The sequence below is a fragment of the Corallococcus sp. AB045 genome, from assembly GCF_003668895.1.
GTDB lineage: Bacteria > Myxococcota > Myxococcia > Myxococcales > Myxococcaceae > Corallococcus > Corallococcus coralloides.
In genome coordinates, this window is record NZ_RAWN01000072.1 from 1 (window position 1) to 26,337 (window position 26,337).

A 26,337-nucleotide genomic window follows, 5' to 3' on the forward strand; every position below is an offset into this window, starting at 1 on the left:
CATCCGCCCCCATCCCCGTCAGCACCACCGCCACCGCGCGCGGGCCCAGCACGTCCGCCGCGCTCTCGAAGAGCCGGTCCACCGACGGTGCGTACTTGTCCGCGGGCACCGGCGACGGCGTGCGCAGCTCCAGGCGCCCGGTGCGGTCCGACAGCACCAGGTGGCGGCCTCCCGGCGCGATGTAGACGTGGCCCGGCTTCACCACGTCGCCCTCGCACGCCTCCGTCACCGTGAAGGGACCGATGCGGTCCAACCGCTCCGCGAAGGCCTTGGTGAACTGCGACGGCATGTGCTGGCCCACCAGCACGCTGACGGTCGGCTCGGTGGCCAGTCCCTCCAGGAGCCGCTGCACCGCGGGAGGCCCGCCCGTGGACGCGCCCACGGCGATGACCTGCGGCACATCCCCCGACAGCACGGAGCCGCGCAGCGAGGCCCCGTGGCGTCCCCCGGACTTCACGTGGCGCGCCGCGAGCACCTTGTCGATCAGCTCGCGCCGCAGGTGCTCCAACGCCGCGGGCGTGCCCTGGGGCGGCTTGGCGATGAAGTCGAACGCGCCCAGCTCCAGCGCCTTGCCCACGTCCGAGCGGTGCGAATAGCTGGAGATGACGATGACGGGCGTGGGCGCCGCGCGCATGAGCAGCCGCAGGAAGGTGTGGCCTCCCAACCGGGGCATCTCCAGGTCCAGCGTCACCACGTCGGGCTTCAGGTCCAGGACCTTCTTGAGCCCCTCCTCGCCGTCCTGGGCCCAGTCCAGCACCATCACCTCCGCGGAGGACTCCAGCAGCGTGGTGAGCGTGCGGCGGTTGGTGGCCGAGTCGTCGATGATGAGCACCGTGAGCGGGCGTGCCATCAGCGGCCCTCCCCGCCCGGAAACTCGGGCCGGCGGTAGACGAGGTCGCCCTTCAGGTGCACCAGCTCGAAGTCCGCGCCCAGGCTGAGCAGGTTCTCCGCGTGGCCCAGGAGCAGGTAGCCCCCGGGACAGAGCCGGTCGCGGATGACGCCCAGCACGCGGCGGCGCGCGGCCAGGTCGAAGTAGATCATCACGTTGCGGCAGAAGACGACGTCCGAGCGCGGCACCAGCTGGCTGCCCGCCACGTCCGACAGGTTGTGGTGGCCGAAGTTCACCCACGCCTTCACGTCGTCGCGCACGCGGACGCGGTTCACGCCCACGGGCACGAAGTAGCGCTCCAGCAAGTCCGGCGGTGTCGCGCGCAGGGCGCTGGGGCCGTACTCGGCGCGGCGGGCCACGGCCAGCACTCGGCGCGACAGGTCCGTGCCCAGCACCTCCACGTCCCAGTCGTCGAAGCGGCCGCTCTCCTTGAGCAGCATGGCCAGCGTGTACGCCTCTTCGCCGGAGGAACACCCCGCCGACCACAGCCGCAGCCGCCGCGTGTGCGCGTTGCGCTTCTCCAGGATGGGGATCAGCTCCTCGCAGAAGGCCTTGAGCTGCGCGGGTTCGCGGAAGAAGTAGGTCTCGTGCGTGGTGAGGGACTCCACCGCCGCTTCCAGCTCCGCGCTGCGCTGCGCGTCGTAGCGAAGGTAGCGGTGATAGGAGCCGAAGTCCTGGATCCCCAGCGCCTCCAGCCGGGGCCACAGCCGGCGCTCCATCACGAACTTCATGTTCTCGTGGATGAGGATTCCGCAGTGCGCGTAGACGTGGTCGCGCAGCAGCCGGAACTCCTCCAGCGTCATCTCCGGGCGGCCCTCGTCGAAGCGTGGCATCCGAGTCCTCCCCTCAGCGCCGCGACAACCGGACGACCGCTTCCGCCAGCGCCACCTGGGCCAGCGCGTCCTGCTCCACCGCCATCGCCTGTTGGAGCACGGGCAGGCACTCCGGCCGCCCCATTCCGCCCAGCACGCGAGCCGCGGCCGCCCGCACGTCCCAGCGGGGATGGCCCAGGAGCGACATCGCCAGCGCGGCCCCATCCGCCGAGGCCCCCGCCGACCCCAGCGCCGGCAACGCCGCCTTCACCACCTCCGCGTCGTGATGGCTGAGCGCGTCCCACAGCACGCCCGCGCCCACCGTCCCCAGCTTCGTCAGCGCGCGCACCGCCAGCATCGCGAGCGCACCATCGCCGTGGCGCACCAGCGCCTCCAGGTCCGGTGAGCGCTCCTTCGCGCCCGCCGCGCCCACGGCCTCCACCGCGGCCACTCGCACGCCGCGGTCCTCGTCCTTCAGCGCGAGCCCCAGGAACGTCGCGGCCTCCCTGCCGCCCTGCAGCCCCAGGGAGCGCACCGCGGCGATGCGCACCTTGGGGGACTCGTCCGCCAGCGCACCGCGCGCCAGCTCCAGGCCGGCCTCGCCGTCCGCCCGGCCCGCGGCCTCCACCGCGGCCGCGCGCCAGGAAGCGTCTTCATCGCGGGCAATCCGCCGCAGCACGGGCAACACCCTCGCGCCACCCAGCCGGCCCAGCACCGCCACCGCCGCGGGCGTCGTGCGCTGCTCCACCGCCGCCTCCAGCGCGGCCAGCGCATCCAGCGGGTGGGCCACGGTCAGCTGCTCCAGCGCTCGCGCCGCCATGCCCGACAGCACGGGGTCCGAGAGCAGCTCCACCAACGGCGCCACGGCGTCCGGCGAGTGCGTGCGCCCCAGCGCGCGCACCACCACCGCGCGCAGGTCGTCCTCCGCCCACTCCAGGAGCGCGCACAGCTCCGGCACCGACGTCGAGTCAACGAGCAGCACCAGCGCCTCCGCCGCCACGGTGCGCGCGGGCAGCGACAGCGTGCCCATGCTCCCGAGCAGCAGGCGCCGGCCCTCCGGCCCCAGCTGGCCCAGCGTGAAGAGCACCTCGCGCAACAGCCGGTCCTCGCGCGCCACCTCCGCCACCGCCACCGCGAGCGACGCTTCGCCCAGCGCTCCGGCCGCCACCAGCGCGCCGGCCCGCACCCGGACGTCATCGCCGTCCAGGGCCTGCGCCACGTGCGCCGTCACACCTGGGATGCCGCTCAGCACCGAGCGCGCCACGGCATCCAGCTCACCGCGCTCGTACGGGCCCAGCCCCACGGCCTGCTTCCCCAGCGCGACGAGCGCCGCCTCGCGAACCGAGCGCACCGGCGACGCCAGCGCCCGGCAGATGCGCTCCGTGGACACGCCCGGCGCGTACAGGCCCAACAGCCGCAGGGCGCTGCGCTGCACCCCCGGGTCCTCCACCAGCGCCATCACCCGCGCCAACGGGGGTGCGCGCTTGAGCGACGCGAGCCCCTCCAGCGCGGCCAGCCGCAACAGGGGCGTGGGCGCGTCCAGCAGGTCTTCCAGTGCCCTCGCCGCGGCGTCCCCACCCATCCGGCCCAGCGCCTCCGCGGCCGCCACGCGCACGTTGAGGTCGTCGTCGGAGAGCGCGCGCAGGAGCACGTCCTCCACCTCCGGGCGGCCCAGCTGGCCCAGGATGTCCGCCGCCAGCTTTCGCTGATCCGGATCCTCGTGCTCCAGCAGGTGCACCAGCGGAGGTATCGCCACCGGCCCCATTCCGGACAGGGCCTCGGCCGCCGCGTTGCGCGCGCCCGTCTCGCCGCGTTCTCCCAGGACGGAGATGAGCCGCGCGGTGACGCCCGGCGCATCCGGCACGTGGCGCAGCCCCTCCGCCGCCGCGTGGCGCACGCGCCAGCTCTCGTCATGCAGGCCGGTGGTGAGGGTCTCCAGGGCGCCAGGCGCGCGAGGATCCACCGCCTGCAGTGCCCGATACCGCACCTCCTCCTGCCCCGCGGGGGACCGCACCGTGTCGCTCATCCGCCGTCCTCCTTCGGGGTTGGTGTTCCTCGGGATGTCCGCATCCTGCTTGAAGCCGCTGGAGGAGTCGCGTCCCGCGAGGCTGCTCCCACCGCCGGTGGGCGGCCCCGCGCCGGATGGAAACGTTCACCTTCCCACCCTTCGTGTCCAAGGCATGGAATGCGACTCGGTGCGCCAGGGGCCCCGCGTCCCAGCCCTCCTGGCGGAAGAGCCCGAGGGAATGGCCCCCCAGCACCGTGCCCAGGGGGCGCTCAGCCAGCGGGCGGCGTGCGGGAGTCGCGCTCCAGCTCCGCGCGCAGGAGCGCCTTCAGGTCCAACAGCAGCCGCAGCCGCTCCGGCGGCCCGCACACACCCACCACGAACGGCGTGCGGCCCCCGGCCATGAGCGCAGGCGCGGGCTTGATGTCACACCGGCGCACACGCAGCACCTCCGCCACGCGGTCCACCCGCGTCACCACGCGCCGCGTCCCCAGCCGGCACACGAGCAGCCGCGTGCGCCGCGTCTCCTGCGCGGGCTCCCCCAGCAGGCGCCGCCGCAGGTCCACCACGGGCAGCATCGCGCCGCGCAGGTGCAACACGCCCTCCACGAAGGCGGGCGCGTGCGGGATGGGAATCACGCGCTGGGGCGGGAGGATCTCCTCCACGCGCATGATGTCCAGGACGTACTCCTCGTTGCCCACGAAGAAGGCGCACAGCTGCACCTCCGCGTCGGCCGTGGGCGTCTCGGGGGCCCGCTCACCGCGCGGGCGGCGGGCCAGCAGGTTCACGGGGTCCGTCATGGGGCGAGCGCCTGCTCTGGATCCAACAGGATGTAGAGCTGCGAGCCCTTGCGCCCCAGCCCCGCCACGCAGTCCCTGTCTCCACGGATCCCCGCGGGCGACAGCTCCACCATGGACGGCTTGAGCCGCACCACGCCCGCCACCGAGTCCACCCATACGCCCGCGGGACCGTCCGCTGTCCTGAGCACCAGGATGCGCGCGGCCCGGGGCGGCAGGCCCGCGTCCGGCCCCGCCACCACCGGCGGCTCGTCCGCCAGCCGCAGCCGCAGCTTCACGTCGTAGACGGGCAACAGCTCCCCGCGCAGGTTCATCACGCCCAGCAGCTGCGGCTCCGCGCGCGGAATCTCCGTGAGCAGCGGCACCTTGCAGATCTCCCTCACCGCGAGGATGGGCACCGCGTAGCACTCCGCCTCCAGGCGGAAGGCCAGGTACTCGACGGGCTCCTCCTCCAGCTGCGGCTGCGCCAGGTCGTCACTGCCCGCGGCGAAGTCCAGCAGGCCGCCGACGTCCTCGTCCGGGCGGTAGAAGAACGCGTCGAGCAGGGCTTCGAAACGGGACACGCCCGGGAGGATAGCAGCCCCCGGCGCGGACGCCTCAAGCGCGGCGGCGCTCCTGCGCGATGCCCTCTTCCAGGAGTTCCGCGACATCCAGCACCAGGACGGTGCGGCGGTTGCCCAGGTCGGTGGCGCCGGAGATGCCCTTCACGCGGCTCAGCCGGCCGCCCAGGGGCTTGGTGACGATGTCCTGCTGGCCGAACAGCTCGTCCACCGCGATGCCCAGCCGCTGCTGCGCCAGGCCCACCACGACGACGAAGTGGCGGCTCACCTCGCGCTCCGGCAGGTGGAACAGGCGCCCCAGCCGCAGGAAGGGCAGCGTCTGTCCGCGCAGGTCCAACACCTCGCGCCGCTCCACGGTGCGGATGTCGCGCGGCTGCACGGACAGGATCTCCAGCACGCTGTTGAGCGGCACCGCGTAGGTGCGTCCGCTGACGCCCACCACCAGCGCGCGCACGATGGCCAGCGTCACCGGCAGCGTCAGGTGGAAGGCCGTGCCCTTCCCGCGCTCGCTCCACACGTCGATGATGCCGGAGAGGTTGCCCAGGTTGTTCTTCACCACGTCCAGGCCCACGCCTCTTCCAGAGAGCGAGCTGACGCTGGAGCGGGTGGAGAAGCCCGGCAGGAAGATGAGGTTGAGCAGCTCGCGCCGCGTCATCTCACTGACCTGCGACGACGTGACGAGCCCGCGCGACAGCGCCACCTCGCGCACGCGCACCTCGTCGATGCCCGAGCCGTCGTCGGACACGCTGATGACGACGTGGTTGCCCTTCTGCTCCGCGCGCAGCCGGACCGTCGCGCGCCGGGGCTTGCCCGCGCCGAGCCGCGCCTCCGGGCCCTCCGCGCCGTGGTCGATGGCGTTGCGGATGAGGTGCATCAGCGGATCGCTGAGCTCCTCCACGATGAGCTTGTCCAGCTCCACCTCGCCGCCGGAGCTGACGAAGTCGATCTCCTTGCCGGCCTCGCGGGCAATCTTCCGCACCAGCCGCGCCAGCTTGTCGAAGACCTGGCCCACCGGGACCATGCGCGCTTCGAGCAGCCCCTCCTGGAGCGCCTCCAGCTTGCGCTCCAGCTGCCGCGTCTCCCGCGACAGCTCCTGACCAAAGAGCTTGGACAGCGCGAGGGTGCCGTCCTGCCGGGACGTCTCCGCCAGCCGCTGGAGGTTGGCCTTGATGAGCAGCAGCTCGCCCACCATGTTGATGAGGCCGTCCAACCGCCCGATGTCCACGCGCACCGTCTGCGTGAGCGAGCGCAGGGACGTCTCTTCCGCCTTGGGACGGCCCGCGGGAATCGGCGCGGACGCGGCGGCCTGGAGCCCCACCACCGTGACCGGAGGCGTCACCGCCCGCATGCGCGGAGGATTTGCCCCCGGGTGCGCATGCACGGTCGCGAGGCTCGTGGTCTCCACCGGCGACTCGGCGTCCTCGTCGCCCCCGGCTTCGTCCGCGTCAGGAGGCAGGACCTCGACGTCCTCGCGCACGGCCGCGGCATCGCGAGGCGCAGGCGCGTCGAACGCGGGCCCCGTCGAGCCCACTTCCGGCGGCCGGACGGACAGCGGAGCCAGCTCCGCGGGCGAGCCCCGGAGGCCATCCTCCAGCGCCAGCGCCCCCACCTTCGCGCCAAAGATGAGGTCGAACGCGATGCCGTTGAGCCCCCCCGGCCGCGACGAAGGCAGCGTGCTGATGACCTCGCCCAGGGGCTTGAGGCGCGCGTTCAGGTCCGCGAGCCCCTGGTCGAAGTCCGTGAGGTCGAACGCCGCGCGCACCCGCCACAGCGCCACCCCGCGCCGCACGTTCTCGCGCAGCCGGTGCTCCTCGTACTCGGTGAAGACGGCGCGCACCGCCGCGTCCAGCTCCAGCCGCTCCAGCGGATCCTCTTCCACGGCGGGCGGGGGCGACCCCAGCCGCGCCATGCGGTCCTCCATGTCGCGGGTGCGCTGGGAGAGCTCGGGGCCCTCCTCGCTCCGGGACGCCTCTCCGAGCAGCGCCTGGAACGTGTCCAGCGCGTCCACCAGCGTGTCCAGGACCTGGTCGTCCAGCGTCAGCCGGCCCAGCCGCAGCCGGTCCAGCAGGTCCTCCGCCGCGTGCGCCAACTGGCTGATGCGCTCCTGGCCGAAGAGGCCCGACAGGCCTTTGAGCGAGTGCGCCGCGCGGAAGATGCCGTTGATGTGCTCGGGGTCCGCCTCCAGGCCCCGCGCCTCGTCGAGCGCCAGCAGGTCGCGGCCCAGCGCATCCAGGATTTCGGTGGCCTCGGCGACGAACTCCGCGAGCGCCTTGCCCCCGGGTGTCACAGCGGCTTCAGGAAGCGCCGCAGGAGCGCCTCCAGGTCCGCCGGCTGGAAGGGCTTCACCAGGTAGCCGGCGGCGCCCAGCGCCATGCCTCGCGAGCGGTCCTGCTCACGCCCCTCGGTGGTGACGATGATGAGCGGCACGTCCCGGTAGTTGGGGTTCTTCTTGACGAAGTTGATGAGTTCCAGCCCGTTGATGTCGGGCATGTTGATGTCGGTGATGATGAGGTCGAAGCGCTGGCGCGGCAGCAGCTTCAGCGCCTCGAAGCCGCTGGCCGTGGTGACGGCCTCGACGCCGTCCACGGCCTCCACGGTCGCGGCGATGTGCTCGCGCGACACCTTGGAGTCCTCGACGATCAACACCTTGAACTTCATCGCGCGCGCCTCAAGGGCTGGATGCTAGCAGAACCCCTGTCTGGCCGCTGCGCGTCAACCCTTCCGGGATGACAGCGACCCGACAAGGCCCTTGTCCGCGAGGAGGGACACCCGTCCCCCCTTGAACGCGGGCAGGAACTGCCGCTGGTACGCCTCCGCACGGGCGGAGTCGCTCAGGGAAGACCCCTGGGGCACCTCCAAGGCCACCGACTCCACCTTCGCGCGGCTCAAGACCTTCGCCGCGCCCGCCAGCGCCTCTCCCAGCGAGGCCGCGTCCAGGCGCTTCCGGGAGCCCAGCCCCACCACGAAGATGCGCGGCACGGTCAGCTTCCCGTCCGACGGCAACAGGAGCCAGTCGTCCTTCACGCCGGTGAAGAACCCACCCTGGAGCACGCGCGACAGGGCGCCGCACAGCCGCCAGTCCACGTAGCCGGCGGAGGACGGCAGGGGGCGGTCGTCCTCGGCCACGAAAAGGCAGAGGGCGTCCACCCCGTTCAGCGCGTCCAGGCCCTCCAGGCCCACGTCCAGGGTCTGCGTCTGGCTCACGGCTTCCCGAGCGCCACCGCGACGCGGTCCAGGAGTCCGTTGACGAAGGCGCTCGACTCCTCGTTGCCGAAGTTCTTCCCCAGCTCCACCGCCTCGTTGATGGTCACCTTGCGGGGGATGTCCGGGCGGTACTTCAATTCGAAGATGCCCAGCCGCAGGACGTTGCGGTCGATGCGGGACATGCGGTCGATGCGCCAGTTGTGGCTGTGGCGTTCGATGAGCCCGTCAATCTCCTCGCGGTGGGCCTCCACGCCCTCCACGATCTCCTTGGCGAACTTCACCGCGTCCGGCTCCGGGGTGCCGTCCTCCGCGGAGGCAGCCCACGCCGCGTCCAGGGCCTCCCGCGTGGTGGCGCCCTGGGTCATCTCCAACTTGTAGAGCGCCTGCAGCGCCCGCTCTCGTGCCGTTCTGCGCGCGCCCATCGCGGTTAGCCCTTTCGCTCCGCGCCAGACATGCGCGCGAAGAGGTTGACCATCTCGATGCAGGCCAGCGTGGCCTCCGCGCCCTTGTTGCCCGCCTTCACGCCCGCCCGGTCGATGGCCTGCTCCACGGTATCGCACGTGAGGACGCCAAACGTCACCGCCGCCGGCTTCGTACCGGACGCCGCGCTGAACGCCACCGAACCAATGCCCTTGGCGCACTCGCCCGCCACGTAGTCGAAGTGGGGGGTGCCGCCGCGAATCACCGCGCCCAGGACGACGATGCCTGCGTACTGGCCACCCTCCGACACGCGGCGGGTGAGGCCGGGCAGCTCATAGGTGCCGGGGCAGCGGTACACGTCGATGGCGTCGTCCTTCACGCCATGGCGCACCAGGGTGTCCACGGCGCCCTTCAAGAGCTCCTCCGTGATGAAGCTGTTGAACCGGGACACGCAGATGGCGAACCGGCCCTGGGGGGGGAGGAAATCCCCTTCGAAATAGCGAGGCATGGCGCGCTCCTTACACCACCTGCGCCCCTACCCGCGAGGGCTGAAACCCGCCGCTCGCACCACCGCCTCCGTCAGCCCCGCTCCCTGGGCGGCGGCTTCCGGGGCGCCCCGGAGGGCGTACAGCCGGGCCACGTACTTGCCAATGAGGTCGCCCTCCAGGTTCACCCGGGCCCCGGGCCCCTTGCCGTGCAGGGTGGTGCGCTCCTGGGTCTCCGGAATCAGCTGCACCCGGAAGCGGTCCGTCTCCACCGCGTTCACCGTGAGGCTGATGCCGTCGATGGTGACGGAGCCCTTCTCGATGAAGCAGGGCGCCAATTCCGGGGGCAGCCGGAACACCATCACCCACGAGCCGCCCTCCGCGTACGTCTCCAGCACTTCACTGACGGCGTCCACGTGGCCCGACACCAGGTGTCCGCCCAGCCGGTCCCCCAGGGCGAGCGCCCGCTCCAGGTTCACCCGGTCGCCCGTCTTCCGGGCCCCCAGGGTGGTGCGCCGCAGCGTCTCCGGGGCGGCCTGCACGCGGAAGGTGTCCCCGCCCTTCTCCACCACCGTGAGGCACGCGCCGTCCACGGCGATGGATTCACCCAGGGCGAAGGCCTCCGCTCCCAGCGAGGTGCGAATCCAGAAGTCGGTCATCGCGCCGGTGGTGACGCGGGTGACGGTGCCAGTGTCCTGGATGAGTCCGGTGAACATGGCCGGAACCTTAACGGAAGCCCTGTCCGGGCGCTGGCCTTCAGAGCAGCGCGCGCAGGAGGACGTCGTCCCCCACCTTCTCCATCGTCAGGTCCTTCACGGCCAGGGCATGGGCCATGTCCTTCACGCCCAGCTCGCCCGCCCACGACAGGCCCCCGGCCCCCACCAGCTTGGGAGCGAGGAACAGGGCGAGCGCATCCGCCAGGTGCTCGCGAAGCAGCGTGCCGTACAGGCCCGCGCCGCCCTCCACGAGCACGTGGTTGAGGCCTTCCTTCTTCACGCGCTTGAGGACGGCCTTCAGGTCCACGCGGTCCTGCTTCGCGCGCACGTTCCACACCTCCACGCCCTGGGCCAGGAAGCGCCGGGCGCGCCGGCCCTCCGGGTCCTCCAGCGTGGCGATGACGGTGCGCGCGGGGCTGCGCTGCGTGAAGACGGTGTGCCCCGGGGACAGCTTGAGGTGCGAGTCCACCACCACGCGCACCGGGTCCTTGCCCCCGCCGCCGGGCAGCCGCGTGGTGAGCTGCGGGTCATCCATGCGCACGGTGTTCGCGCCCACGAGGATGGCGTCCACCTGGTTGCGCAGCCGGTGCACCCACGCGCGCGAAGCCTCGCCCGTCACCCACTTCGAGTCACCCGAAGGCGCGGCGATCTTCCCATCCAGCGTCACCGCGGCCTTGAGCGTCACCCACGGCAGGCCCGTGCGCATCATCTTGAAGAAGGGCCGGTTGAGCGCGTCCGCCTCGTCCTTGAGGACGTGCGTCACCACCGCCACGCCGCCGCGCTTGAGCCGGTTGAGCCCCTTGCCACTGACGAGCGGATTCGGGTCCGAGGACGCGCTGAACACGCGCCGCACACCGGCCTCCAGCACCGCCAGGCTGCACGGCGGGGTGCGCCCGTAGTGGTCGCACGGCTCCAGCGTCGTGTAGAGGTCCGCGCCGCGCGCCTTGGAGCCCGCGGCCTCCAGCGCGACGACCTCCGCGTGCGCCGTGCCGGCCTTCTTGTGGTGGCCGCGCGCGATGATGCGCCCGCCCTTCACCAGCACCGCGCCCACGACGGGGTTGGGGCTGGTGCGGCCCAGGCCCTTGGCGGCCTCCTCCAGGGCGATGCGCATGAAGAACTCGGCCACCGCGTGGTCGAAGTCCGCCGCGCGCTTGGAGCGGGGCGTCTTCACCGCCTGCAACCGTGACCGCGTGAGCAAGCGCATACCGCCCTTCCTAACCGTCCTTGGGCGGAGTCACAGGCGGCTTCGCCTTGCGCTCACGCTCCTGGTCCTCGAGCAGGTCCTTCAGCTCGTGCATGAACTCGGAGATGTCCCGGAAGCTGCGGTACACGGATGCGAAGCGCACGTACGCCACCTCGTCCAGTTGCTGTAACCGCCGCATCACGTGCTCGCCAATGGATGAGGAGGGAACCTCTTTCTCCCCCATCCCCTGGAGCATCCGCTCGATGTCCTCCACCGTCGCCTCCAGCTGCGCGGCGGACACCGGGCGCTTCTCACACGCCTTCTTCAGGCCGTTGAGCATCTTCTCGCGGTCGAAGGCCTCGCGGCGCCCGTCCTTCTTCACGATGAGCGGGTAGAGCTCCTCCACCCGCTCATACGTGGTGAAGCGGCGCTTGCAGGCCAGGCACTCGCGGCGCCGCCGGATGACGGAGCCCTCGTGCGACTCGCGCGAGTCGATGACCTTGTTCTCCGGGTCCTGACAGAAGGGGCAGCGCACGGGCTTGGGTTACTTCAACCGCGAGGCGTACAGCGGGAAGCCCTGCGCCAACTCCTTCACCTGCCCCTTGACCCGCGCGAGCGCCGCGTCGTCCTGCGCGGCGTCCAGCGCCTGGCCGATGAGCCGGCCCACCACCGCCATCTCCGCCTCGCGCATGCCTCGCGTGGTGATGGCCGGGGTGCCCACCCGGACGCCGGAGGTCGTCGTGGGCTTCTCCGGGTCGAAGGGGATCATGTTCTTGTTGACCGTGATGCCCGCCTTGCCCAGCACGTCCTCGGCCACCTTGCCGGTGAGCTTCTTGGCGCGCAGGTCCACCAGCATCAGGTGGTTGTCCGTGCCGCCCGAGCACAGCCGCAGGCCCGCGGACTTCAGCGCCTCCGCCAGCGCCTGCGCGTTGGACACAATCTGCTTCTGGTACGTCTTGAACTCCGGCGACAACGCCTCCTTGAAGGCCACCGCCTTGCCCGCGATGGCGTGCATCAGCGGGCCGCCCTGGATGCCGGGGAAGATCTGGCTGTTGATGGTCTTCGCGAAGGCCTCACGGCTGAGCACCATGCCGCCACGCGGGCCGCGCAGCGTCTTGTGCGTGGTCGTGGTGACGATTTCGGCGAAGGGCACCGGCGACGGGTGCACGCCCGCGGCCACCAGGCCCGCGATGTGGGCCATGTCCACCAGCATGGCGGCGCCCACCTTGTCGGCGATTTCGCGGAACTTCGCGAAGTCGAGCGTGCGCGGGTACGCGCTCGCGCCCACCACCAGCACCTTGGGCTTGTGCTCCAGGGCCAGCGACTCCACCTGCGCGAAGTCGATGGTCTCCGTGTCGCGGGACAGGCCGTAGTGGACGACCTTGTAGAGCTTGCCGGAGAAGTTGAACGACGCGCCGTGGGTGAGGTGCCCGCCGGAGTTCAGGTCCAGCGACAGCATGGTCTCGCCCGGCTTCATCAGCGCCATGAAGGCGCCCATGTTGGCCTGGCTGCCGGAGTGCGCCTGCACGTTCACCGCGTCCGCGCCGAACAGCTCCTTCGCGCGCGCGATGGCCAGGGTCTCCGCCACGTCCACCACCTCGCAGCCGCCGTAGTAGCGCTTGCCGGGGTAGCCTTCCGCGTACTTGTTGGTGAGCACGGAGCCCACCGCCTCCATCACCGCGGGGCTGACGAAGTTCTCCGAGGCGATGAGCTCCAGCCCCTCCTCCTGACGCTCCGTCTCGTGCCGGAGCACCTGGGCGATTTCAGGATCCACCTGGGACAGCGTGCGGGTGTTCTCCATGGTGTTGCCTCCTGGCGTACGAACGAAGGGGACTGCTTGAGGGACGCCTGCGAAGCCCGTCAGCGCTGCTGGGCCTCGACGTCGCGAATCTTCTGGACGCGCTTCTCGTGGCGGCCGCCCTCGAAGGCGGTGGAGAGGAAGGCCTCCAGGATGCCGCGCGCCACGCCCGCGCCCACCACGCGCTGGCCCAGGCACAACACGTTGGCGTCGTTGTGCGCGCGGGTCATCCGCGCCTCGAACTCGGTGGTGCAAAGGGCCGCCCGGATGCCCCGGTGCTTGTTGGCCACGATGCTCATCCCGATGCCGGTGCCGCACACCAGCACACCCAGCGTGCCCTCTTCCGCCACCACCTGGCGGGCCACCTGCGAGGCGAAGTCCGGGTAGTCCACGGACTCACGCGTCTGGGGGCCCAGGTCCTGGAAGTCGGCGCCGCGCTCCTTCAGGAGCGCCACCAGCTCCTGGCGCAGCTCGATGCCCGCATGGTCGGAGGCGAGGATGACTTTCACGGCCGGACTCCGGGAGGCGGGGCCCGCGCCGTGAGGGCGGGGCCGGGAAGGAGGGCCCCTGCCCGCCGCTGCCCGTCACCGGGAGCAGCGGGCCGGATGGCCGTCAGGCGAAGCGCTTGAACACCAGCACCGCGTTGGTGCCGCCGAAGCCGAACGAGTTGCTCATCACCGCGTCGACGCGGGCGTCGCGCGCCGTGTTGGGCACGTAGTCCAGGTCGCAGTCCGGGTCCGGCGACGTCATGTTGATCGTGGGCGGCAGCACGTTCTTGGTGAGCACCTGCACGCTCACCACCGCCTCCGCGCCACCCGCCGCGCCGAGCATGTGGCCCGTCATGGACTTGGTGGACGACACCGCCAGCTTGCGCGCGTGGTCGCCGAACACGGCCTTCAGGGCCTTGGTCTCGTTCGCGTCGTTGAACGGCGTGGACGTGCCGTGGGCGTTGACGTAGCCCACCTCGTCCGGCCGCATGCCCGCGGACGCCAGAGCCAGGCGCATGCAGCGCGCCGCGCCCTCGCCCTCCGGGGCCGGCTGGGTGACGTGGTACGCGTCCGAGTTGGCGCCGTACCCCACCACCTCCGCCAGGATGTTGGCGCCGCGCTTCTTCGCGGCCTCCATCTCCTCCAGGATGACGATGCCCGCGCCCTCGCCCATCACGAAGCCGTCGCGCTCCTTGTCGAAGGGACGGCTGGCGCGCGCCGGGTCGTCGTTGCGCGTGGACAGGGCCTTCATCACGGAGAAGCCGCCCATGCCCAGGGGCGTGATGGCCGCTTCCGCGCCGCCGGCGATGGCCGCGTCCGTCTCACCCAGGCGGATGGACTTCCAGGCCTCGCCGATGGCGTGCGCGCTGGTGGCGCACGCGGACACCGGGGCCCAGTTGGGGCCCTTGCAGTTGTAGCGCATGGAGATGAGCCCAGGCGCCATGTTGACGATCATCTGGATGATGAAGAAGGGCGACAGCCGGTCGAACCCCTTCTCCAGCCCCTTGCGGTGCTGCTCCTCAAGAGAGGAGATGCCGCCGATGCCGGAGCCCACGATGACACCCACGCGCTCAGGGCTGTAACCATGGGGCGCGTCCGGGCCGATGGGCAGGCCCGACTCCTTCACCGCCATGTCGGCCGCGGCCATCGCGTACTGGGCGAACAGGTCCATCCGGCGCACTTCGCGCCTGTCGATGAACTGCTCGGGCTGGAAGTCCTTCACCTCGCCCGCGATGCGCGCGTCGAGCTTCCCCAGGTCGAAACGGGTGATCGTGCTGATACCGGACTGCCCGGCCAGCATCGCCTGCCAGTTCTTCTCGGTGCCGGTGCCCAGCGCAGAAATGATGCCGGTGCCGGTGATGACGACTCGACGGTTTGACACTGTTCTTCTCCGCTGACCGCGATGGGGCGTGGAAGCGCCGGTGAGGACGCTCCCCCAGGCCCCGGACTTCCGGGTGTCGCGACTGCCTACTTCTTGTGGGTCTTCACGTAGTTCACGGCGTCGCCGACGGTCTTGATGTTCTCCGCCTCGTCGTCCGGAATCTCGACCTCGAACTCCTCTTCCATCGCCATGACCAGCTCGACGATGTCGAGGCTGTCCGCGCCCAGGTCTTCGATGAAGGACGACTCGGGCTTGATCTCATCCTCACCCACACCGAGCTGGTCGGCGATGATGGACTTGATCTTGGTTTCCACGTCGGTTGCGGTGGTGGACATACGTGCAGAACCCTCCAGCTACAGATGGGGCCCGCCGTTTTGAGTCGCGGGCCGTCTTCAAGGCGGGCGCGGTATATCCCACGCCCGGCGGCAATCCAACCTTGGCTTACATGTACATGCCGCCGTTGACCTTCAGGACCTCGCCGGTGATGTAGGACGCCGCATCACTCGCGAGGAACACCACGGCCCCGGCGACCTCCTCCGGGTTGCCCAGGCGGCCGAGCGCGATGCCGCCCACCATCTTCTGCCGCAGCTCGTCGTCCAGGTGCGACGTCATGTCGGTCCCGATGAACCCGGGGGACACGGCATTGACGCGGATGCTCCGGGTGGCCAGCTCCTTGGCCACCGACTTGGTCAGGCCGATGAGCCCCGCCTTGGCCGCCGAGTAGGCCGCCTGCCCCGGGTTGCCCATCTCCCCCACGACCGAGGTGATGTTGATGATGGCGCCGGAGCGCTGCTTCATCATGGGCCGGCTGGCGGCGCGGATGAGCGCGAAGGCGCCCCGGAGGTTGGTGTCCAGCTGCCGGTCCCAGTCCTCGTCCTTGACGCGCATCACCAGGCCGTCAATGGCCATGCCCGCGTTGTTCACCAGCACATCCAGCCGGCCGTGCGCCTTGACGACGCCGTCAATGGCGCCCGCGCACGCGGCGGTGTCCGCCAGGTCGAACTTCACGGCCTCCGCCTTCGCGCCCGCCTGCTGGAGCAGGCCCACCGTCTCCTGCGCGGCGGCCTCGTTGCCCACGTAGCTGATGACCACGGTGGACGCGCCCGCCTTGGCGAAGGCCTGCGCGCACGCCCGGCCGATGCCGCGCGAGCCGCCCGTCACCAGCACCACCTTGTCCTTGAAGCCGCTCATGCTGCCCCCAACGCGGCGAGCACCTTCTCCAGGGTCGCGGCGTTCTCGACGTTGAACGATTCGATGTCCTTGGTGATGCGCTTGATGAGGCCGCCCAGCACCTTGCCCGGCCCCAGCTCCACCACGTGAGTGACGCCGTTCGCCTTCAGCGACTCCACGCACTCAATCCAACGCACCGGCGCGCTCACCTGCTCCAGCAGGAGCGGCACCACGCGGGAGGCGTCCGCGTTGGGCCTGGCCTCCACGTTGCTCACCACCGGCACGGACGGCGCCTGGATGCGCACGCCCGCCAGCACCTCCGCCAGGCGCGGCTTCACGGGGTCCATCAGCGAGCAGTGGAAGGGCGCGGAGACGGGCAGCGGCATGACGCGCTTGGCCCCGGCCTCCTTGCACTTCGCGCCCGCGCGCTCCACCGCGGCCGCGTGGCCCGCGATGACCGTCTGCTCGGGCGAGTTGTAGTTGGCCGGGGAGACGACCTGCCCTTCCGCCGCGGCGTCGCAGGCGGCCTTCACCGCGTCCGGGGTGAGGCCCAGGATGACGGCCATGCCGCCCGTGCCCACGGGCACCGCCTCCTGCATGAAGGTGCCGCGCGCGCGCACCGCCCGCGCCGCGTCCTGGAGGTCCATGGCGCCCGCGGCCACCAGCGCGGAGTACTCGCCCAGCGAGTGGCCCGCGACGAACGCGGGGGCCGGGCCGCGCTTCTGGAACACCGCGTGAACCGCGGCCGACACCGTGAGGATGGCCGGCTGGGTGTTGGCGGTGAGCTTCAGCGCCTCTTCCGGGCCCTCGAAGCAGGAGGTGGAGAGCTTCTCGTGCAGCGCGTCGTCCACGGCGTCGAAGACGGCCCGCGCTTCGGGGAACTGCTCGTAGAGGTCCTTGCCCATCCCCACGGCCTGACTGCCCTGCCCGGGAAACACGAACGCGACCTTCGCCATGTTGCGGTCCTTCCTTGTGTCGTCCTGCCTACCAGCGCACCACCGCGCTGCCCCACGCCATCCCCGCGCCAATGGCCATCATCGCGATGACATCCCCGCGCTTGAGGCGGCCGGCGCGCTGCGCCTCATCCAGCGACATGGGCAGCGAGGCGGACGACGTGTTGCCGTACTTGTGCAGGTTGAGCCAGCATTTTTCCTTGGGAATCTCCAGCCGTTCCATCACGGCTTCCAGGATTCGCAGGTTCGCCTGATGGGCGATGACATGGTCCACCTGCGTCGTATCCATTCCGTGGGCCCCCAATGAAGCCTGGGTGGATTCCACCAACGCGCGCACCGCGAAGCGGAACACTTCCTTCCCGTTCATCTTGAGCTTGTGAAGATTTGCATCCACGTTGTCCGCGGTGACGGGGGTGCGCGAGCCACCGGCGGGGATGCAGAGCAGGTTCGCGAGGTCGCCGTCGGTGCGCAGGTGGGTGGAGAGGATGCCGCGCGGCGCCATGGCGTCTTCCTCCGCGTCCTGTTCCGCCGCCAACACCAGGGCGCCCGCGCCGTCCCCGAAGAGGACGCAGGTGTTGCGGTCCGTCCAATCCACCGCGCGGGTGAGCAGGTCCGCGCCCACGACGAGCGCGCGCTTCACCTGCCCCGAGCGCACGAACTGGTCCGCCACGCTCAGCGCGTACAGTCCGCCGGCGCATGCGGCGGACACGTCGAAGGCGAAGGCGCGCTTCGCGCCCAGCTTCGACTGCACCAGCGCGGCGCAGGACGGCATGGGCATGTCCGCGGTGACGGTGCCCACGATGATGAGGTCCAGGTCGCCGGGCGCCACGCCCGCCATCTCCAGCGCGTGGCGGGAGGCGTTCACCGCCAGGTCGCTCGTCGCCTCATCAGGGGCGGCCTGCCTGCGCTCCTGGATGCCGGTGCGCTCGCGGATCCACGTGTCGCTGGTGTCCACCAGGCGCTCCAGGTCCTGGTTGGTCAGGACCCGCGCGGGAGCATAGGAACCGGTTCCGATGATGTGCGTGCGTGCCAACGAGGCCTCCGGAGTCGTCGGAGTCCAACGCATGGCCGGCGCGCTCTAATCGGCCCCTTCGTCCCCGTCCGCCTTCCTTCCCCGCTGGTGGGGAGGAAGCCAGGCGGCGGCGTTGGCAATGCAGCGCGTCAGCTCTTCCTGCACGCCCGCGCGCACATGCTGCAGCGTGGTGACGAGCGCGTTGTGGATGGCGCGGGGGGAGGAGCGGCCGTGCGCGACGACGCCCACTCCCTGGAGACCCAGGAGCGGCGCGCCGCCGTATTCGGCGTAGTCCATGACGCGGCGCAGCCCCAGCAGGGTGGGCTTGAGCAGGAGCGCGCCCAGCTTCTCCGGCAGGCCGCCGCGCTTCTCGATGGCGGAGCGCAGGAGGCCGGTGATGCCCATGCCCACGCCCTCGGAGGTTTTCAGGACGATGTTGCCGGTGAAGCCGTCCGTCACGACGACCTCCACGTCGCCGGAGAACAGGTCCTTGCCCTCCACGTAGCCCACGAACTCCAGGTCCGAGCGGCGCAACAGGGCGCTCGCCTCCCGCGTGAGCTGCGTGCCCTTGGAGTCCTCCTCGCCGTTGGAGAGCACCGCCACCCGGGGGCGCTTCACGCCCAGGCGCGTGCGCGAATAGGCCTCGCCGAGCACGGCGAACTGGGCCAGGTGCGAGGGGCGGCAGTCCACGTTGGCGCCCGCGTCCAGCAGCAGACAGCGGCCTTCGCCCTTCAGGGCCGGGAACAGGGCCGCGATGGCCGGACGCTCCACGCCGGGGATCCGGCCGAGCGTCAACATGCCACCGGCCATCACCGCGCCGGAGTTGCCCGCCGACACGAAGGCGGACGCCTCCCCTTGCCGGACGAGCTCGAAGCCCACCCGGAGCGAGGAGTCCCGCTTGCGCCGGAACGCGGCGGTCGCGGGGTCGTCCATCTCCACCACTTCGGACGCGTGGTGGAGGTGGATGTTGGGAGGCGCGCCGGCGCGCTCCAGGACAGGGCGTACACGCGTGGCGTCCCCGACCAGCACGAGTTCGTGCCCGGGATACGCTCGCGCGAACAGCACGCCCCCGTCCACGACGGCGTCGGGGGCGTGGTCGCCACCCATCGCGTCGAGGACGAGCCGCACCGGCAGCCTTCCGCTTTCAACTACTCCGCGGCGGTCGCGATGACCTCACGGCCACCGTAGTTGCCACAGGCCGCGCAGGCGCGGTGCGGCATCACGGGCTCCTTGCACTTGGAGCACTTGATGACCTGCACGGGGGTCCGCAGGTTGTTGTTGCCGGCCCGACGACGGTCCCGGCGCATCTTCGACGTCCGCTTCTTGGGAACTCCCACGGCTCACCTCGGCATCGGACCCGTCCCCCCTCGCGACCTGCGAGGGGCATAGGGACCGTCAGTTCAGCTTGATGTTCTTCAGCGGCGACAGTCGAGGGTCCACGACCTTCGGCTCGCAGCCGCACTTCTTTTCATTGAGGTTCTGGCCGCATTGCGAGCAGAGCCCCTGGCAGTCTTCCCGACAGACCGCGCTCATCGGGAGCGCGAGCAATACCTGTTCCCGGATGATTGGATCCAGATCGATCGTCTTGCCATCGAAAACCTGCTCGTCCGTGTCGTCCAGTTCGAAGGTGCCCCCGGATTCACCCTGGGTGCGTTCCTTCTTCTCCATGACCTTCTCGTCGTCGTCCTTGAAGTCATCCCCCCGGGCCAGGGACTCCGGCACCAGGTTGATGGTGAAGGACACGGGCAGGTCCAGCTTCACGTCCGCGAGGCAGCGCTTGCAGGGCGCGCCCAGGTGGACGGTGAACTTGCCATTCAGCAGCACGCCGCCGCTGAGCTTGCGCAGGGTGGCGTGGAGCGTGGACGGAGCGGTCGCCTGAAAGCCGGTGTCCTCGCCGGACCCCGGGCCTTCCAGGGCCTCCTTGAGGAGGCCAGGAGCGATGGGCTCGTCGAGCGTCAGCCCCGCTTCTTTGATTTGTTCAATCTTTACGACCATCTACAAGGCTTCCCGGCAAAAGGGCGCGCAACATAGAGGGACTCCCCCCTTCAGTCAACACGCCGGGTTGGACTCGCGAGCCGTGCCGCGTGGATCCACTCAACACCGCTCTGCTAGCTTTCCATCTGATGCGCACCCCCGCCCGAGGTTGGCGGGGCGCACTCTGCGCCTGGGGGCTCGGGCTGACGCTCGCCCTGCCGGCTCAGGCCCGTGTGCCCCCTCCCCCGTCTCCCCTCCTCTTCCAGCTGGGCCCCACGAGCCCCGCCATCGACTCCGCGAAGGAACTTTTGGAGGCCGGCCGCTTCCAGGAGGCCCTGGGTGTGGTGCAGGGCGGGCTGGATGCGCCCGACGTCACGGACGACGAGCTGGTGGAGCTCTACCGCCTGCAGGGGCTCACCGCCCTCTACCTGGGCGACGAGGCCCTGGCGCGCGGGGCGTACGAGAAGCTGCTCCAGGCCCGGCCGGACTTCGAGCTGTCCCGCTCCGCGCCGCCGAAGGTCCGCGACCTCTTCGCGAAGTTGAAGGAGGACCTGCGCCACCGCCGCGTCCACCCCGTCACCCTGGAGGTGGACCCCATCCCGGACCCGGCGCCAGGAGACCGCGTGGAGGTGGACGCCGTCCTCCGGGACATGGCGCTGGGCGCACGGGCCCGGCTCTTCTACCGGCGCGCCGGGGCGCAGGGCTTCTCGTCGGTGGACTTCGTGCGCGACCGCTCCCGGGCCGATCACTACCTCGCGGTGCTGCCCGCGTACGAGCTGCCGGTGGAGTCCACGCCCTATGAGGTGGAGTACTACTTCGAGGTCGTGGACGCGGCGCAGCGGCGGCTCGCCGGACGCGGGGACCCGTTCCATCCGCTCCTCTTCCAGGTGGCGTCGCGGTCCGCGCCCGCCACGGCCCTGACGGAAGGGACCAGCCGCCCCTGGTACAAGAGCCCCTGGCTCTGGGTGGCCGTGGGCGCGGTGGCCATTGGGGGCACGGCCGGCGTGGTGGCCCTGTCCTCTTCGGAGGAGCGCGGCCGGGTGCCCATCACCATCCGCGTGGAGGACGCCGCGCCATGAGACGCCCCACCCTGCTGATGCTCGCGCTGCTCTCCGGCTGCGGCCCGGACGCCGCGCCGGAGGCCCTGCCGCTGGGCCTGGACATCACCTTGAGCCGCGCCGTCGCCAGTCAGGTGGGCGCCTACCAGGTGGCGGTGCTGAAGGACGGCACGAAGCGCAACTGCACGGAGCTGCAGCGCACCTGCCTGTCCTCCCAGGTGTCCCCGGACGACCTGCTGGAGTTGAAGGACGTGGACGGCAACACGGGGCGCACGCTGCGCTTCGCCTCGGCCCCCGGTGGCGCGGCCATGGGGCTCTCGGTGGACGTGCCGGTGGGCCGCGACTACGCGCTCGTCATCGAGGCGCTGACGGCCGACACGCCCACCCGCTTCCTGGGCAGTTCCTGCAACTACCTGCGCGTGGTGAACTCCGGCACCAACGCGACCCTGGTGGCGGCTCCCATCGAGCTGACCGCGCAGTCCTGCGACCCGGTGTTTCCGCGCTGACGCCCCAAGCGCTGGCCCCCTGGCGGGGAGGCGGGCGGACATGGTGCATGGATGTCACATGGATGTCCCGGGCGTGCCGGAACGAATCTGTTACGGGACGCCACGCATTCCATCCCTTCGCGGGAGCACCTTCATGGCGCGCATCCTCATCATCGAGGACGAGCAGGACCTGGCCGGACTCGTCGACTACAACCTCCGCGCGGCGGGCTTCGAAACGGACACGGCGAACACCGGCGCGGGGGGACTGGCCCGGGCTCGGGCCCACCCTCCGGACCTGGTGCTGTTGGACTTGATGCTGCCGGACGTGGCAGGCGGTGAAGTCTTGCGCATGCTCAAGAGCGACGCGGAGCTGAAGAAGGCCGCGGTCGTCATCGTCAGCGCCAAGGGCCAGGAGGCCGACCGCATCCAGGGGCTGGAGCTGGGCGCGGACGACTACGTGGTGAAGCCCTTCTCCGTGCGCGAATTGCTCTTGCGCGTGAAGGCCGTGCTGCGCCGCGCGGACGCGGAGGAAGGCCCCGCCGCGGTGCTGGCCGCGGGCGACATCAGCCTGGACACGTCGCGCCACCAGGTGCGGGTGAAGGGCGAGGAGATCATCCTCACCGCGCTGGAGTTCCGCCTGCTGCGCACGCTTTTGGAGCGAAGCGACCGCGTGCAGACGCGCGAGGTGCTCCTGTCCGACGTCTGGGGCATCCAGGCCGAAATCCACACGCGCACCGTGGACACGCACATCAAGCGCCTGCGCGAGAAGCTGGGCCCCGCGGGCGACATCATCGAGACCGTGCGCGGCGTGGGCTACAAGCTCAGCCCTCCGTGAGGCCGCCATGCCCCTGCGCTTCACGCTCCTGGCCCTGCTCGTTCCTCCCCTGCTGGTCGCGACGCTGCTCGTGCTCTTCGGGCACCCGGCGGGCGCGCTCGCCGCGGGGCTCGTCACGCTGGCGGGCTCCGCGCTGGCCCTGGGCACCAGCCGCGTGGCCATGGAGCGCCAGCTTCGCGCGCTGACCCAGAAGACGCAGTCGCTGGCGGCGGGCGTGGACGTGGCGCCGCCCGCGGGCCTGGAGCGCACGGACGACCTGGCGCAGCTGGAAGACGCCATCGACACGCTGGACGACAAGCTGTCCATGCGCGCCGCCGCGCTCAATCAGGAAGCGCGCATCCTCACCGCCGTGCTGGATGGCATGGCGGAGGGGCTCTGGGTGACGGACGCGGAGGGCACCGTGGTGCGCCACAACGACGCGCTCGCGGAGATGCTCCTGCCCGCCAACGGCGCCATCGTGGGCCAGCGGCCGCTCGCGCTCATCCGCAACGAGGCCCTCAATGACGCGGTGGCCCGCGCCTGCCATGAGGGCGCCTCCACGCGGCTGGAGCTGACGCTCGAGGGGCTGTACTCCCGCACCCTGGCCGTGCGCGTGACGCCCGTGGGGCGGGATTTGCCCGGCAGCGCCGCCGTCTTCCACGACGTCACGGAGCTGCGCCGGCTGGAGAAGGTGCGCAAGGACTTCGTGGCCAACGTCTCCCACGAGCTGCGCACGCCCATCACCGCCATCCGCGGCTACGCGGAGACGCTCCAGGGCGGCGCGCTCCAGGACACCCAGGTGGCGCCAAAGATGGTGGAGATCATCCACCGTCAGTCCGAGCGCCTCTCCGAGCTGGTGGAGGACCTGCTGGAGCTCTCCCGCCTGGAGGCGCGCGAGATGACCTTCCAGCGCACGGAGGTGCCCCTGGCCCTGGCCGTCTCCCGCGCCGCGGAGGGCGTGCGCCCCAAGGCCGAGGGCAAGAACCAGCAAATCGGGCTGCACGTGCCGCCGGAGCTGGTGGCCATGGGGGATGGGCGGGCCATCGAGCAGGTGCTCCTCAACCTGCTCGACAACGCGGTGAAGTACACGCCCGCGGGCGGCAGGGTGGACGTGGACGGAGCGTACGAGGCCGGCCGGTGTGTCGTGCGCGTGCGCGACACAGGCGTGGGAATCGAGCCCAAGCATCTTTCCCGGATTTTCGAGCGATTCTACCGGGTGGACAAGGGCCGCAGCCGGGACATGGGGGGGACGGGACTGGGCCTTTCCATCGTGAAGCACCTGATGGGCGCGATGGATGGCGAGGTGAAGGTGGAGAGCCAGCCGAACGCGGGCAGTACCTTCGTCATTTTTCTACCCGCGGCGGCTGGCCCGACGGCGGCGACGGGCTAGGATGGGGGCGGCCATGCGGGTCGCCATCCTCGCGGACATTCACGGGAACCTTCCGGCCTGCGAGGCCGTGCTGGACGACATCACCAAATCGGTGGCGCCGGATTACATCGTCGCGGCCGGAGACCTGGCCCTGCGCGGCGCGCACCCGCGCGAGACGGTGGAGCTGCTCTTCAGCAAGTGCCACGCCCTCATCATGGGCAACACGGACGCGTACCTCGCCGGCAACTACCTGGGCGGTGCGTACCGCGAGCGCGACCACTGGAAGACGGAGCTGTTGCGCTGGACGCGCGACCAGCTGGGCGACACGCTGCTCCACCAGCTGGGACAGATGCCCTTCTCCCTGCGCTACACGCCGCGCAAGGGACAGGACCTGTTCATCTGCCACGCGAATCCCCGAAACCTGGAGGAGTCGCTGGACCCCACGCTGGACGACGTCGCGGTGCGCCGCTTCTTCACGCACCTGGACGCGGCCGCGTGCGCCTTCGGGCACCTGCACTTCCCCTACCGCCGGCGCGTGGGCCGGATGCTCATCGCGGACGTGGCCAGCGCCGGCATTCCTCGCGACGGCGACCTGCGCCCCGCCTACGGCGTCTTCACCTTCACCCCCAAGGGCTGGCGCGTGCAGATCCGCCGCGTGCGCTACCCGGTGCGCAAGGCCACCCAGGCCCTCACCGCGCGCCGCGTGCCCGGGGGGCCGCTGCTCATCCACAAGCTCGTGGAGGCAAGGTACCGCCACCACAACGCCCTGATGGAGGCCGCGCGGCGGCACTCGGGGCTGCCTCCTCCGGGGCCCGTGCTGCGTCCGCCTCCGGGTACAGGTGGCGCTCGCCCCACGGTCGCCGCGCCCTTCGAGAACAGCCCTCCGCCAGAAGTCGATCCGTCCACGCTGCCCCTGGACCTGGACGGCACGGTGACAGGCGCCTCGCCGCTGCCGCCCGACGCGCTCAACGACCTGGACGGGTGAGGCCCACGCCCACCGTGTGCGTAGGGCCGGCCCGTCCGGGAATGGACAGGCCCGCCGTCACTTCTGACGGACAGCGGGCTTTTCGCACCACGAAATCCGCTCGGCCTCCCGCACGCACAGATGCACGTGGGCGCGCCGGGACTTAGCAACACCTGAGGCGACGACAACGCGGGAGGGGCCATGGTCGGGTGGATGGTCGGACTGTCGGTGGTGGCGGTGTCCCTGACCGCCGCCGGAGCAGAGGCTCCCCCTGCGACTCCGCCGCCCACGGTGGAAGCGCCACCACCCGCGCCGTACTGCGAAGGCGAATACGCGGACAGCTACGCCGCGCTGTCCCCCAAGGCGCGGGCCTTCGAGCAGGCGATGAAGAAGAAGTACACGTACTGCGTGCGCAGCACCGCCGTGTACGAGTGCCTGTCCTACGGCGCGGAGGGCAACGTGCGCCGCACGCGCACGCCGGTGTCCGCGCACGGCACCGCGTTCGCGTACAAGCAGCAGGCCGGGGAGACGCTGCTGCTCACCAACGAGCACGTCGTGGAGTGGCCGGACGTCACCAGCGACGCGCGCCCGGTGGACGGCGTGGCTTCCGGCTGCAAGCGCGTGAAGGACGCCCTGAGCATCGTGGAGAACGAGGCGGACCACTACGACCGCGATGACATCCCGTTGTCCAAGGCGGTGGTGGATCCGCAGCTGGACCTGGCCGTCATCAAGTCCAAGGCGCCCTTGACGGTGATGCCATGGAAGGTGGGCCGGAGCGCCGCCGTGCGCGAGCGCGACGTGGTGGACGTGCGCGGCTTCCCGCTGGGCGTCTTCAACGCCACCAACATGGGCAAGGTCATCTCCGCCTACGACCGCGACGAGTACAAGGAGTGGTACCACGACGACTTCGTCATCGACGCGCTCCTGTCGCAGGGCAACTCGGGGTCGCCCGTGCTCGCCATCTCCTGCAAGACGGGCGAGTTCGAGCTGGTGGGCGTCTACCACGCGGGCTACTCGCGAGGCAGCGCGCTCAACGTGGTGGTGGGCATCGACCAGGCGCGCGACCTGATGAACAACCTGCGCCGCACGCCCAAGCGCGCCATGGAGGACACGACGCCGCTGGACGCGCTGGCCCGCGCCCGCGTGGCGAAGCGCGCGGAGGTGTCCGCCACGCCCTTCTTCCCCTTCGGCTCGCGCACCGCGGCGGTGTTCCCTCGCGCGGACGGCACCCTGCTCTTCGCGCTGTATGAACAGGACTTCCCGCGCCGCGTGCACCCGCTGCTCGTGCTGGAGGACCTGCCCGTTCCTTCCGCGGACGAGGGCTTCGGGAAGGTGGGGCGCGTCTGGTTCGGGGGCGAGCGGGGCCTGCTGGAGCGCCCTCGCGCGGAGCAGGACGCGGAGCTGCAACAGCAGCTGGCCCGCCTGCTGGATGCGCTGCGCCGGGACGCGACGCTGACGTTCTCGTACCAGGACTCGCTGCCGGGCTCGGACGAATCCCGGCAGACCTTCGACACGTCGGCCCGGCTGGGCAAGACGCTGGAGCGCACCATCGTCGCGCACCGCGAGCTGAGCGACGCCGTCGCGGAGCTGGCGGACCGCTTCGCGCCGGACGACACGGAGCCCGCGACGCGCACGGAGTCCGTGCTGAAGAACCCTCCGCCGCCCGGCATCCACCTGGGCCTCACGGGTGAGCCGGCGGGACAGGCCCCCGCGAGCGCGCCACCCCGTGACTCCGGTGCGCGCCAGCCCGCGAAGAGCACGCAGGGGAAGGCGGCCAGGACCCCGTCGGGCCGGTAGCCC

General features: G+C 71.0%; 29 protein-coding genes. 6 read left to right on the plus strand and 23 right to left on the minus strand.

Going from position 1 to position 26,337, the window contains the following annotated elements:
- The 23 genes from D7Y21_RS18745 to D7Y21_RS18855 all read right to left on the minus strand — a co-directional run.
- Positions 1-850 (minus strand): chemotaxis protein CheB (locus D7Y21_RS18745; protein WP_121714810.1); only part of this gene is annotated, 850 nt, incomplete at its 3' end.
- Positions 850-1,722, minus strand: a complete 873-nt coding sequence (locus D7Y21_RS18750) for a protein-glutamate O-methyltransferase CheR (protein ID WP_199735443.1) — start codon at positions 1,720-1,722, stop codon at positions 850-852. The genes D7Y21_RS18750 and D7Y21_RS18745, both read right to left, overlap by 1 nt.
- Before the next feature lie 13 nt (positions 1,723-1,735).
- Positions 1,736-3,727, minus strand: coding sequence for a HEAT repeat domain-containing protein (locus D7Y21_RS18755; protein ID WP_120567718.1), 1,992 nt, complete (start codon positions 3,725-3,727; stop codon positions 1,736-1,738).
- 251 nt (positions 3,728-3,978) lie between these two features.
- On the minus strand, positions 3,979-4,506 hold the full coding sequence (locus tag D7Y21_RS18760) for a chemotaxis protein CheW (RefSeq protein WP_120567719.1): 528 nt from the start codon (positions 4,504-4,506) through the stop codon (positions 3,979-3,981).
- Positions 4,503-5,066, minus strand: a complete 564-nt coding sequence (locus D7Y21_RS18765; protein ID WP_120567720.1) for a chemotaxis protein CheW — start codon at positions 5,064-5,066, stop codon at positions 4,503-4,505. The genes D7Y21_RS18760 and D7Y21_RS18765 overlap by 4 nt, the downstream gene beginning before the upstream one ends.
- 34 nt (positions 5,067-5,100) lie before the next feature.
- Positions 5,101-7,350 carry a chemotaxis protein CheA gene (locus D7Y21_RS18770; protein ID WP_120567721.1) on the minus strand — a complete coding sequence of 750 codons (2,250 nt, stop codon included), beginning with the start codon at positions 7,348-7,350 and terminating at the stop codon, positions 5,101-5,103.
- Complete coding sequence (locus tag D7Y21_RS18775; RefSeq protein ID WP_120567722.1) at positions 7,347-7,721, minus strand: response regulator; 375 nt, start codon at positions 7,719-7,721, stop codon at positions 7,347-7,349. Before D7Y21_RS18775 ends, D7Y21_RS18770 begins: the two co-directional genes overlap by 4 nt.
- A 54-nt stretch (positions 7,722-7,775) precedes the next feature.
- Positions 7,776-8,267: a M17 family peptidase N-terminal domain-containing protein gene (locus D7Y21_RS18780; protein ID WP_120567723.1), complete on the minus strand. Its 492-nt coding sequence runs from the start codon at positions 8,265-8,267 to the stop codon at positions 7,776-7,778.
- Entirely contained in the window at positions 8,264-8,689 is a 426-nt protein-coding gene (gene nusB / locus D7Y21_RS18785) for a transcription antitermination factor NusB (RefSeq protein ID WP_120567724.1), read from the minus strand. Before nusB ends, D7Y21_RS18780 begins: the two co-directional genes overlap by 4 nt.
- A gap of 5 nt (positions 8,690-8,694) precedes the next feature.
- Entirely contained in the window at positions 8,695-9,195 is a 501-nt protein-coding gene (gene ribE / locus D7Y21_RS18790; RefSeq protein ID WP_120567725.1) for a 6,7-dimethyl-8-ribityllumazine synthase, read from the minus strand.
- 27 nt (positions 9,196-9,222) lie between these two features.
- The gene (locus D7Y21_RS18795; RefSeq protein WP_120567726.1) at positions 9,223-9,888 is read right to left on the minus strand and encodes a riboflavin synthase; all 666 of its coding nucleotides are present in this window, start codon (positions 9,886-9,888) and stop codon (positions 9,223-9,225) included.
- A gap of 40 nt (positions 9,889-9,928) precedes the next feature.
- Entirely contained in the window at positions 9,929-11,092 is a 1,164-nt protein-coding gene (gene ribD / locus D7Y21_RS18800; RefSeq protein ID WP_121714812.1) for a bifunctional diaminohydroxyphosphoribosylaminopyrimidine deaminase/5-amino-6-(5-phosphoribosylamino)uracil reductase RibD, read from the minus strand.
- A 10-nt stretch (positions 11,093-11,102) separates the two neighbouring features.
- Positions 11,103-11,606 (minus strand): transcriptional regulator NrdR, encoded by a 504-nt coding sequence (gene nrdR, locus D7Y21_RS18805; protein ID WP_120556172.1) that lies wholly within the window; start codon positions 11,604-11,606, stop codon positions 11,103-11,105.
- Between the two features lie 9 nt (positions 11,607-11,615).
- The gene (glyA, locus tag D7Y21_RS18810; protein WP_120567728.1) at positions 11,616-12,872 is read right to left on the minus strand and encodes a serine hydroxymethyltransferase; all 1,257 of its coding nucleotides are present in this window, start codon (positions 12,870-12,872) and stop codon (positions 11,616-11,618) included.
- Positions 12,873-12,931: 59 nt separating this feature from the next.
- Positions 12,932-13,378 carry a ribose 5-phosphate isomerase B gene (gene rpiB, locus D7Y21_RS18815; protein ID WP_120567729.1) on the minus strand — a complete coding sequence of 149 codons (447 nt, stop codon included), beginning with the start codon at positions 13,376-13,378 and terminating at the stop codon, positions 12,932-12,934.
- 103 nt (positions 13,379-13,481) lie between these two features.
- The gene (fabF, locus tag D7Y21_RS18820; RefSeq protein ID WP_120567730.1) at positions 13,482-14,738 is read right to left on the minus strand and encodes a beta-ketoacyl-ACP synthase II; all 1,257 of its coding nucleotides are present in this window, start codon (positions 14,736-14,738) and stop codon (positions 13,482-13,484) included.
- 86 nt (positions 14,739-14,824) lie between these two features.
- Positions 14,825-15,073, minus strand: coding sequence for an acyl carrier protein (acpP, locus tag D7Y21_RS18825; protein WP_014395452.1), 249 nt, complete (start codon positions 15,071-15,073; stop codon positions 14,825-14,827).
- Positions 15,074-15,179: 106 nt separating this feature from the next.
- On the minus strand, positions 15,180-15,929 hold the full coding sequence (gene fabG / locus D7Y21_RS18830; protein ID WP_120567731.1) for a 3-oxoacyl-[acyl-carrier-protein] reductase: 750 nt from the start codon (positions 15,927-15,929) through the stop codon (positions 15,180-15,182).
- On the minus strand, positions 15,926-16,864 hold the full coding sequence (gene fabD / locus D7Y21_RS18835) for an ACP S-malonyltransferase (RefSeq protein ID WP_120567732.1): 939 nt from the start codon (positions 16,862-16,864) through the stop codon (positions 15,926-15,928). Before fabD ends, fabG begins: the two co-directional genes overlap by 4 nt.
- A 28-nt stretch (positions 16,865-16,892) precedes the next feature.
- The gene (locus tag D7Y21_RS18840; protein WP_199735444.1) at positions 16,893-17,927 is read right to left on the minus strand and encodes a beta-ketoacyl-ACP synthase III; all 1,035 of its coding nucleotides are present in this window, start codon (positions 17,925-17,927) and stop codon (positions 16,893-16,895) included.
- Between the two features lie 12 nt (positions 17,928-17,939).
- The gene (plsX, locus tag D7Y21_RS18845) at positions 17,940-19,001 is read right to left on the minus strand and encodes a phosphate acyltransferase PlsX (protein ID WP_121714816.1); all 1,062 of its coding nucleotides are present in this window, start codon (positions 18,999-19,001) and stop codon (positions 17,940-17,942) included.
- Between the two features lie 20 nt (positions 19,002-19,021).
- The gene (gene rpmF, locus D7Y21_RS18850) at positions 19,022-19,210 is read right to left on the minus strand and encodes a 50S ribosomal protein L32 (RefSeq protein WP_014395447.1); all 189 of its coding nucleotides are present in this window, start codon (positions 19,208-19,210) and stop codon (positions 19,022-19,024) included.
- A gap of 58 nt (positions 19,211-19,268) precedes the next feature.
- The gene (locus D7Y21_RS18855; protein ID WP_121714818.1) at positions 19,269-19,868 is read right to left on the minus strand and encodes a DUF177 domain-containing protein; all 600 of its coding nucleotides are present in this window, start codon (positions 19,866-19,868) and stop codon (positions 19,269-19,271) included.
- A 128-nt stretch (positions 19,869-19,996) separates the two neighbouring features.
- On the opposite strand from D7Y21_RS18855, the gene D7Y21_RS18860 reads away from it, so the two are divergent.
- The 6 genes from D7Y21_RS18860 (at position 19,997) to D7Y21_RS18885 (ending at position 26,334) form a co-directional block, all read left to right on the plus strand.
- Complete coding sequence (locus D7Y21_RS18860) at positions 19,997-20,926, plus strand: hypothetical protein (RefSeq protein WP_121714820.1); 930 nt, start codon at positions 19,997-19,999, stop codon at positions 20,924-20,926.
- Positions 20,923-21,411, plus strand: a complete 489-nt coding sequence (locus tag D7Y21_RS18865; RefSeq protein WP_121714822.1) for a hypothetical protein — start codon at positions 20,923-20,925, stop codon at positions 21,409-21,411. Before D7Y21_RS18860 ends, D7Y21_RS18865 begins: the two co-directional genes overlap by 4 nt.
- A 133-nt stretch (positions 21,412-21,544) precedes the next feature.
- Entirely contained in the window at positions 21,545-22,225 is a 681-nt protein-coding gene (locus tag D7Y21_RS18870) for a winged helix-turn-helix domain-containing protein (protein WP_120567738.1), read from the plus strand.
- Between the two features lie 7 nt (positions 22,226-22,232).
- Positions 22,233-23,594 (plus strand): cell wall metabolism sensor histidine kinase WalK, encoded by a 1,362-nt coding sequence (locus tag D7Y21_RS18875; protein ID WP_121714824.1) that lies wholly within the window; start codon positions 22,233-22,235, stop codon positions 23,592-23,594.
- A 13-nt stretch (positions 23,595-23,607) separates the two neighbouring features.
- On the plus strand, positions 23,608-24,558 hold the full coding sequence (locus D7Y21_RS18880) for a metallophosphoesterase (RefSeq protein ID WP_120567740.1): 951 nt from the start codon (positions 23,608-23,610) through the stop codon (positions 24,556-24,558).
- A gap of 180 nt (positions 24,559-24,738) precedes the next feature.
- Positions 24,739-26,334: a S1C family serine protease gene (locus D7Y21_RS18885; RefSeq protein WP_120567741.1), complete on the plus strand. Its 1,596-nt coding sequence runs from the start codon at positions 24,739-24,741 to the stop codon at positions 26,332-26,334.
- The last annotated feature ends 3 nt before the right edge of the window (positions 26,335-26,337 follow it).

Excerpts from the sequence above, each read along its gene's own strand:
- D7Y21_RS18880 (WP_120567740.1), top strand. The coding sequence starts at position 23,608 with ATGCGGGTCGCCATCCTCGCGGACATTCACGGGAACCTTCCGGCCTGC.
- D7Y21_RS18875 (WP_121714824.1), top strand. The coding sequence starts at position 22,233 with ATGCCCCTGCGCTTCACGCTCCTGGCCCTGCTCGTTCCTCCCCTGCTG.
- glyA (WP_120567728.1), bottom strand. The coding sequence starts at position 12,872 with ATGGAGAACACCCGCACGCTGTCCCAGGTGGATCCTGAAATCGCCCAG.
- D7Y21_RS18870 (WP_120567738.1), top strand. The coding sequence starts at position 21,545 with ATGGCGCGCATCCTCATCATCGAGGACGAGCAGGACCTGGCCGGACTC.
- fabG (WP_120567731.1), bottom strand. The coding sequence starts at position 15,929 with ATGAGCGGCTTCAAGGACAAGGTGGTGCTGGTGACGGGCGGCTCGCGC.
- D7Y21_RS18855 (WP_121714818.1), bottom strand. The coding sequence starts at position 19,868 with ATGGTCGTAAAGATTGAACAAATCAAAGAAGCGGGGCTGACGCTCGAC.
- D7Y21_RS18760 (WP_120567719.1), bottom strand. The coding sequence starts at position 4,506 with ATGACGGACCCCGTGAACCTGCTGGCCCGCCGCCCGCGCGGTGAGCGG.
- D7Y21_RS18840 (WP_199735444.1), bottom strand. The coding sequence starts at position 17,927 with ATGCGTTGGACTCCGACGACTCCGGAGGCCTCGTTGGCACGCACGCAC.
- D7Y21_RS18860 (WP_121714820.1), top strand. The coding sequence starts at position 19,997 with ATGCGCACCCCCGCCCGAGGTTGGCGGGGCGCACTCTGCGCCTGGGGG.
- fabD (WP_120567732.1), bottom strand. The coding sequence starts at position 16,864 with ATGGCGAAGGTCGCGTTCGTGTTTCCCGGGCAGGGCAGTCAGGCCGTG.
- acpP (WP_014395452.1), bottom strand. The coding sequence starts at position 15,073 with ATGTCCACCACCGCAACCGACGTGGAAACCAAGATCAAGTCCATCATC.
- D7Y21_RS18865 (WP_121714822.1), top strand. The coding sequence starts at position 20,923 with ATGAGACGCCCCACCCTGCTGATGCTCGCGCTGCTCTCCGGCTGCGGC.
- D7Y21_RS18775 (WP_120567722.1), bottom strand. The coding sequence starts at position 7,721 with ATGAAGTTCAAGGTGTTGATCGTCGAGGACTCCAAGGTGTCGCGCGAG.
- nusB (WP_120567724.1), bottom strand. The coding sequence starts at position 8,689 with ATGGGCGCGCGCAGAACGGCACGAGAGCGGGCGCTGCAGGCGCTCTAC.
- ribD (WP_121714812.1), bottom strand. The coding sequence starts at position 11,092 with ATGCGCTTGCTCACGCGGTCACGGTTGCAGGCGGTGAAGACGCCCCGC.
- ribE (WP_120567725.1), bottom strand. The coding sequence starts at position 9,195 with ATGCCTCGCTATTTCGAAGGGGATTTCCTCCCCCCCCAGGGCCGGTTC.
- D7Y21_RS18795 (WP_120567726.1), bottom strand. The coding sequence starts at position 9,888 with ATGTTCACCGGACTCATCCAGGACACTGGCACCGTCACCCGCGTCACC.
- D7Y21_RS18750 (WP_199735443.1), bottom strand. The coding sequence starts at position 1,722 with ATGCCACGCTTCGACGAGGGCCGCCCGGAGATGACGCTGGAGGAGTTC.
- D7Y21_RS18885 (WP_120567741.1), top strand. The coding sequence starts at position 24,739 with ATGGTCGGGTGGATGGTCGGACTGTCGGTGGTGGCGGTGTCCCTGACC.
- D7Y21_RS18755 (WP_120567718.1), bottom strand. The coding sequence starts at position 3,727 with ATGAGCGACACGGTGCGGTCCCCCGCGGGGCAGGAGGAGGTGCGGTAT.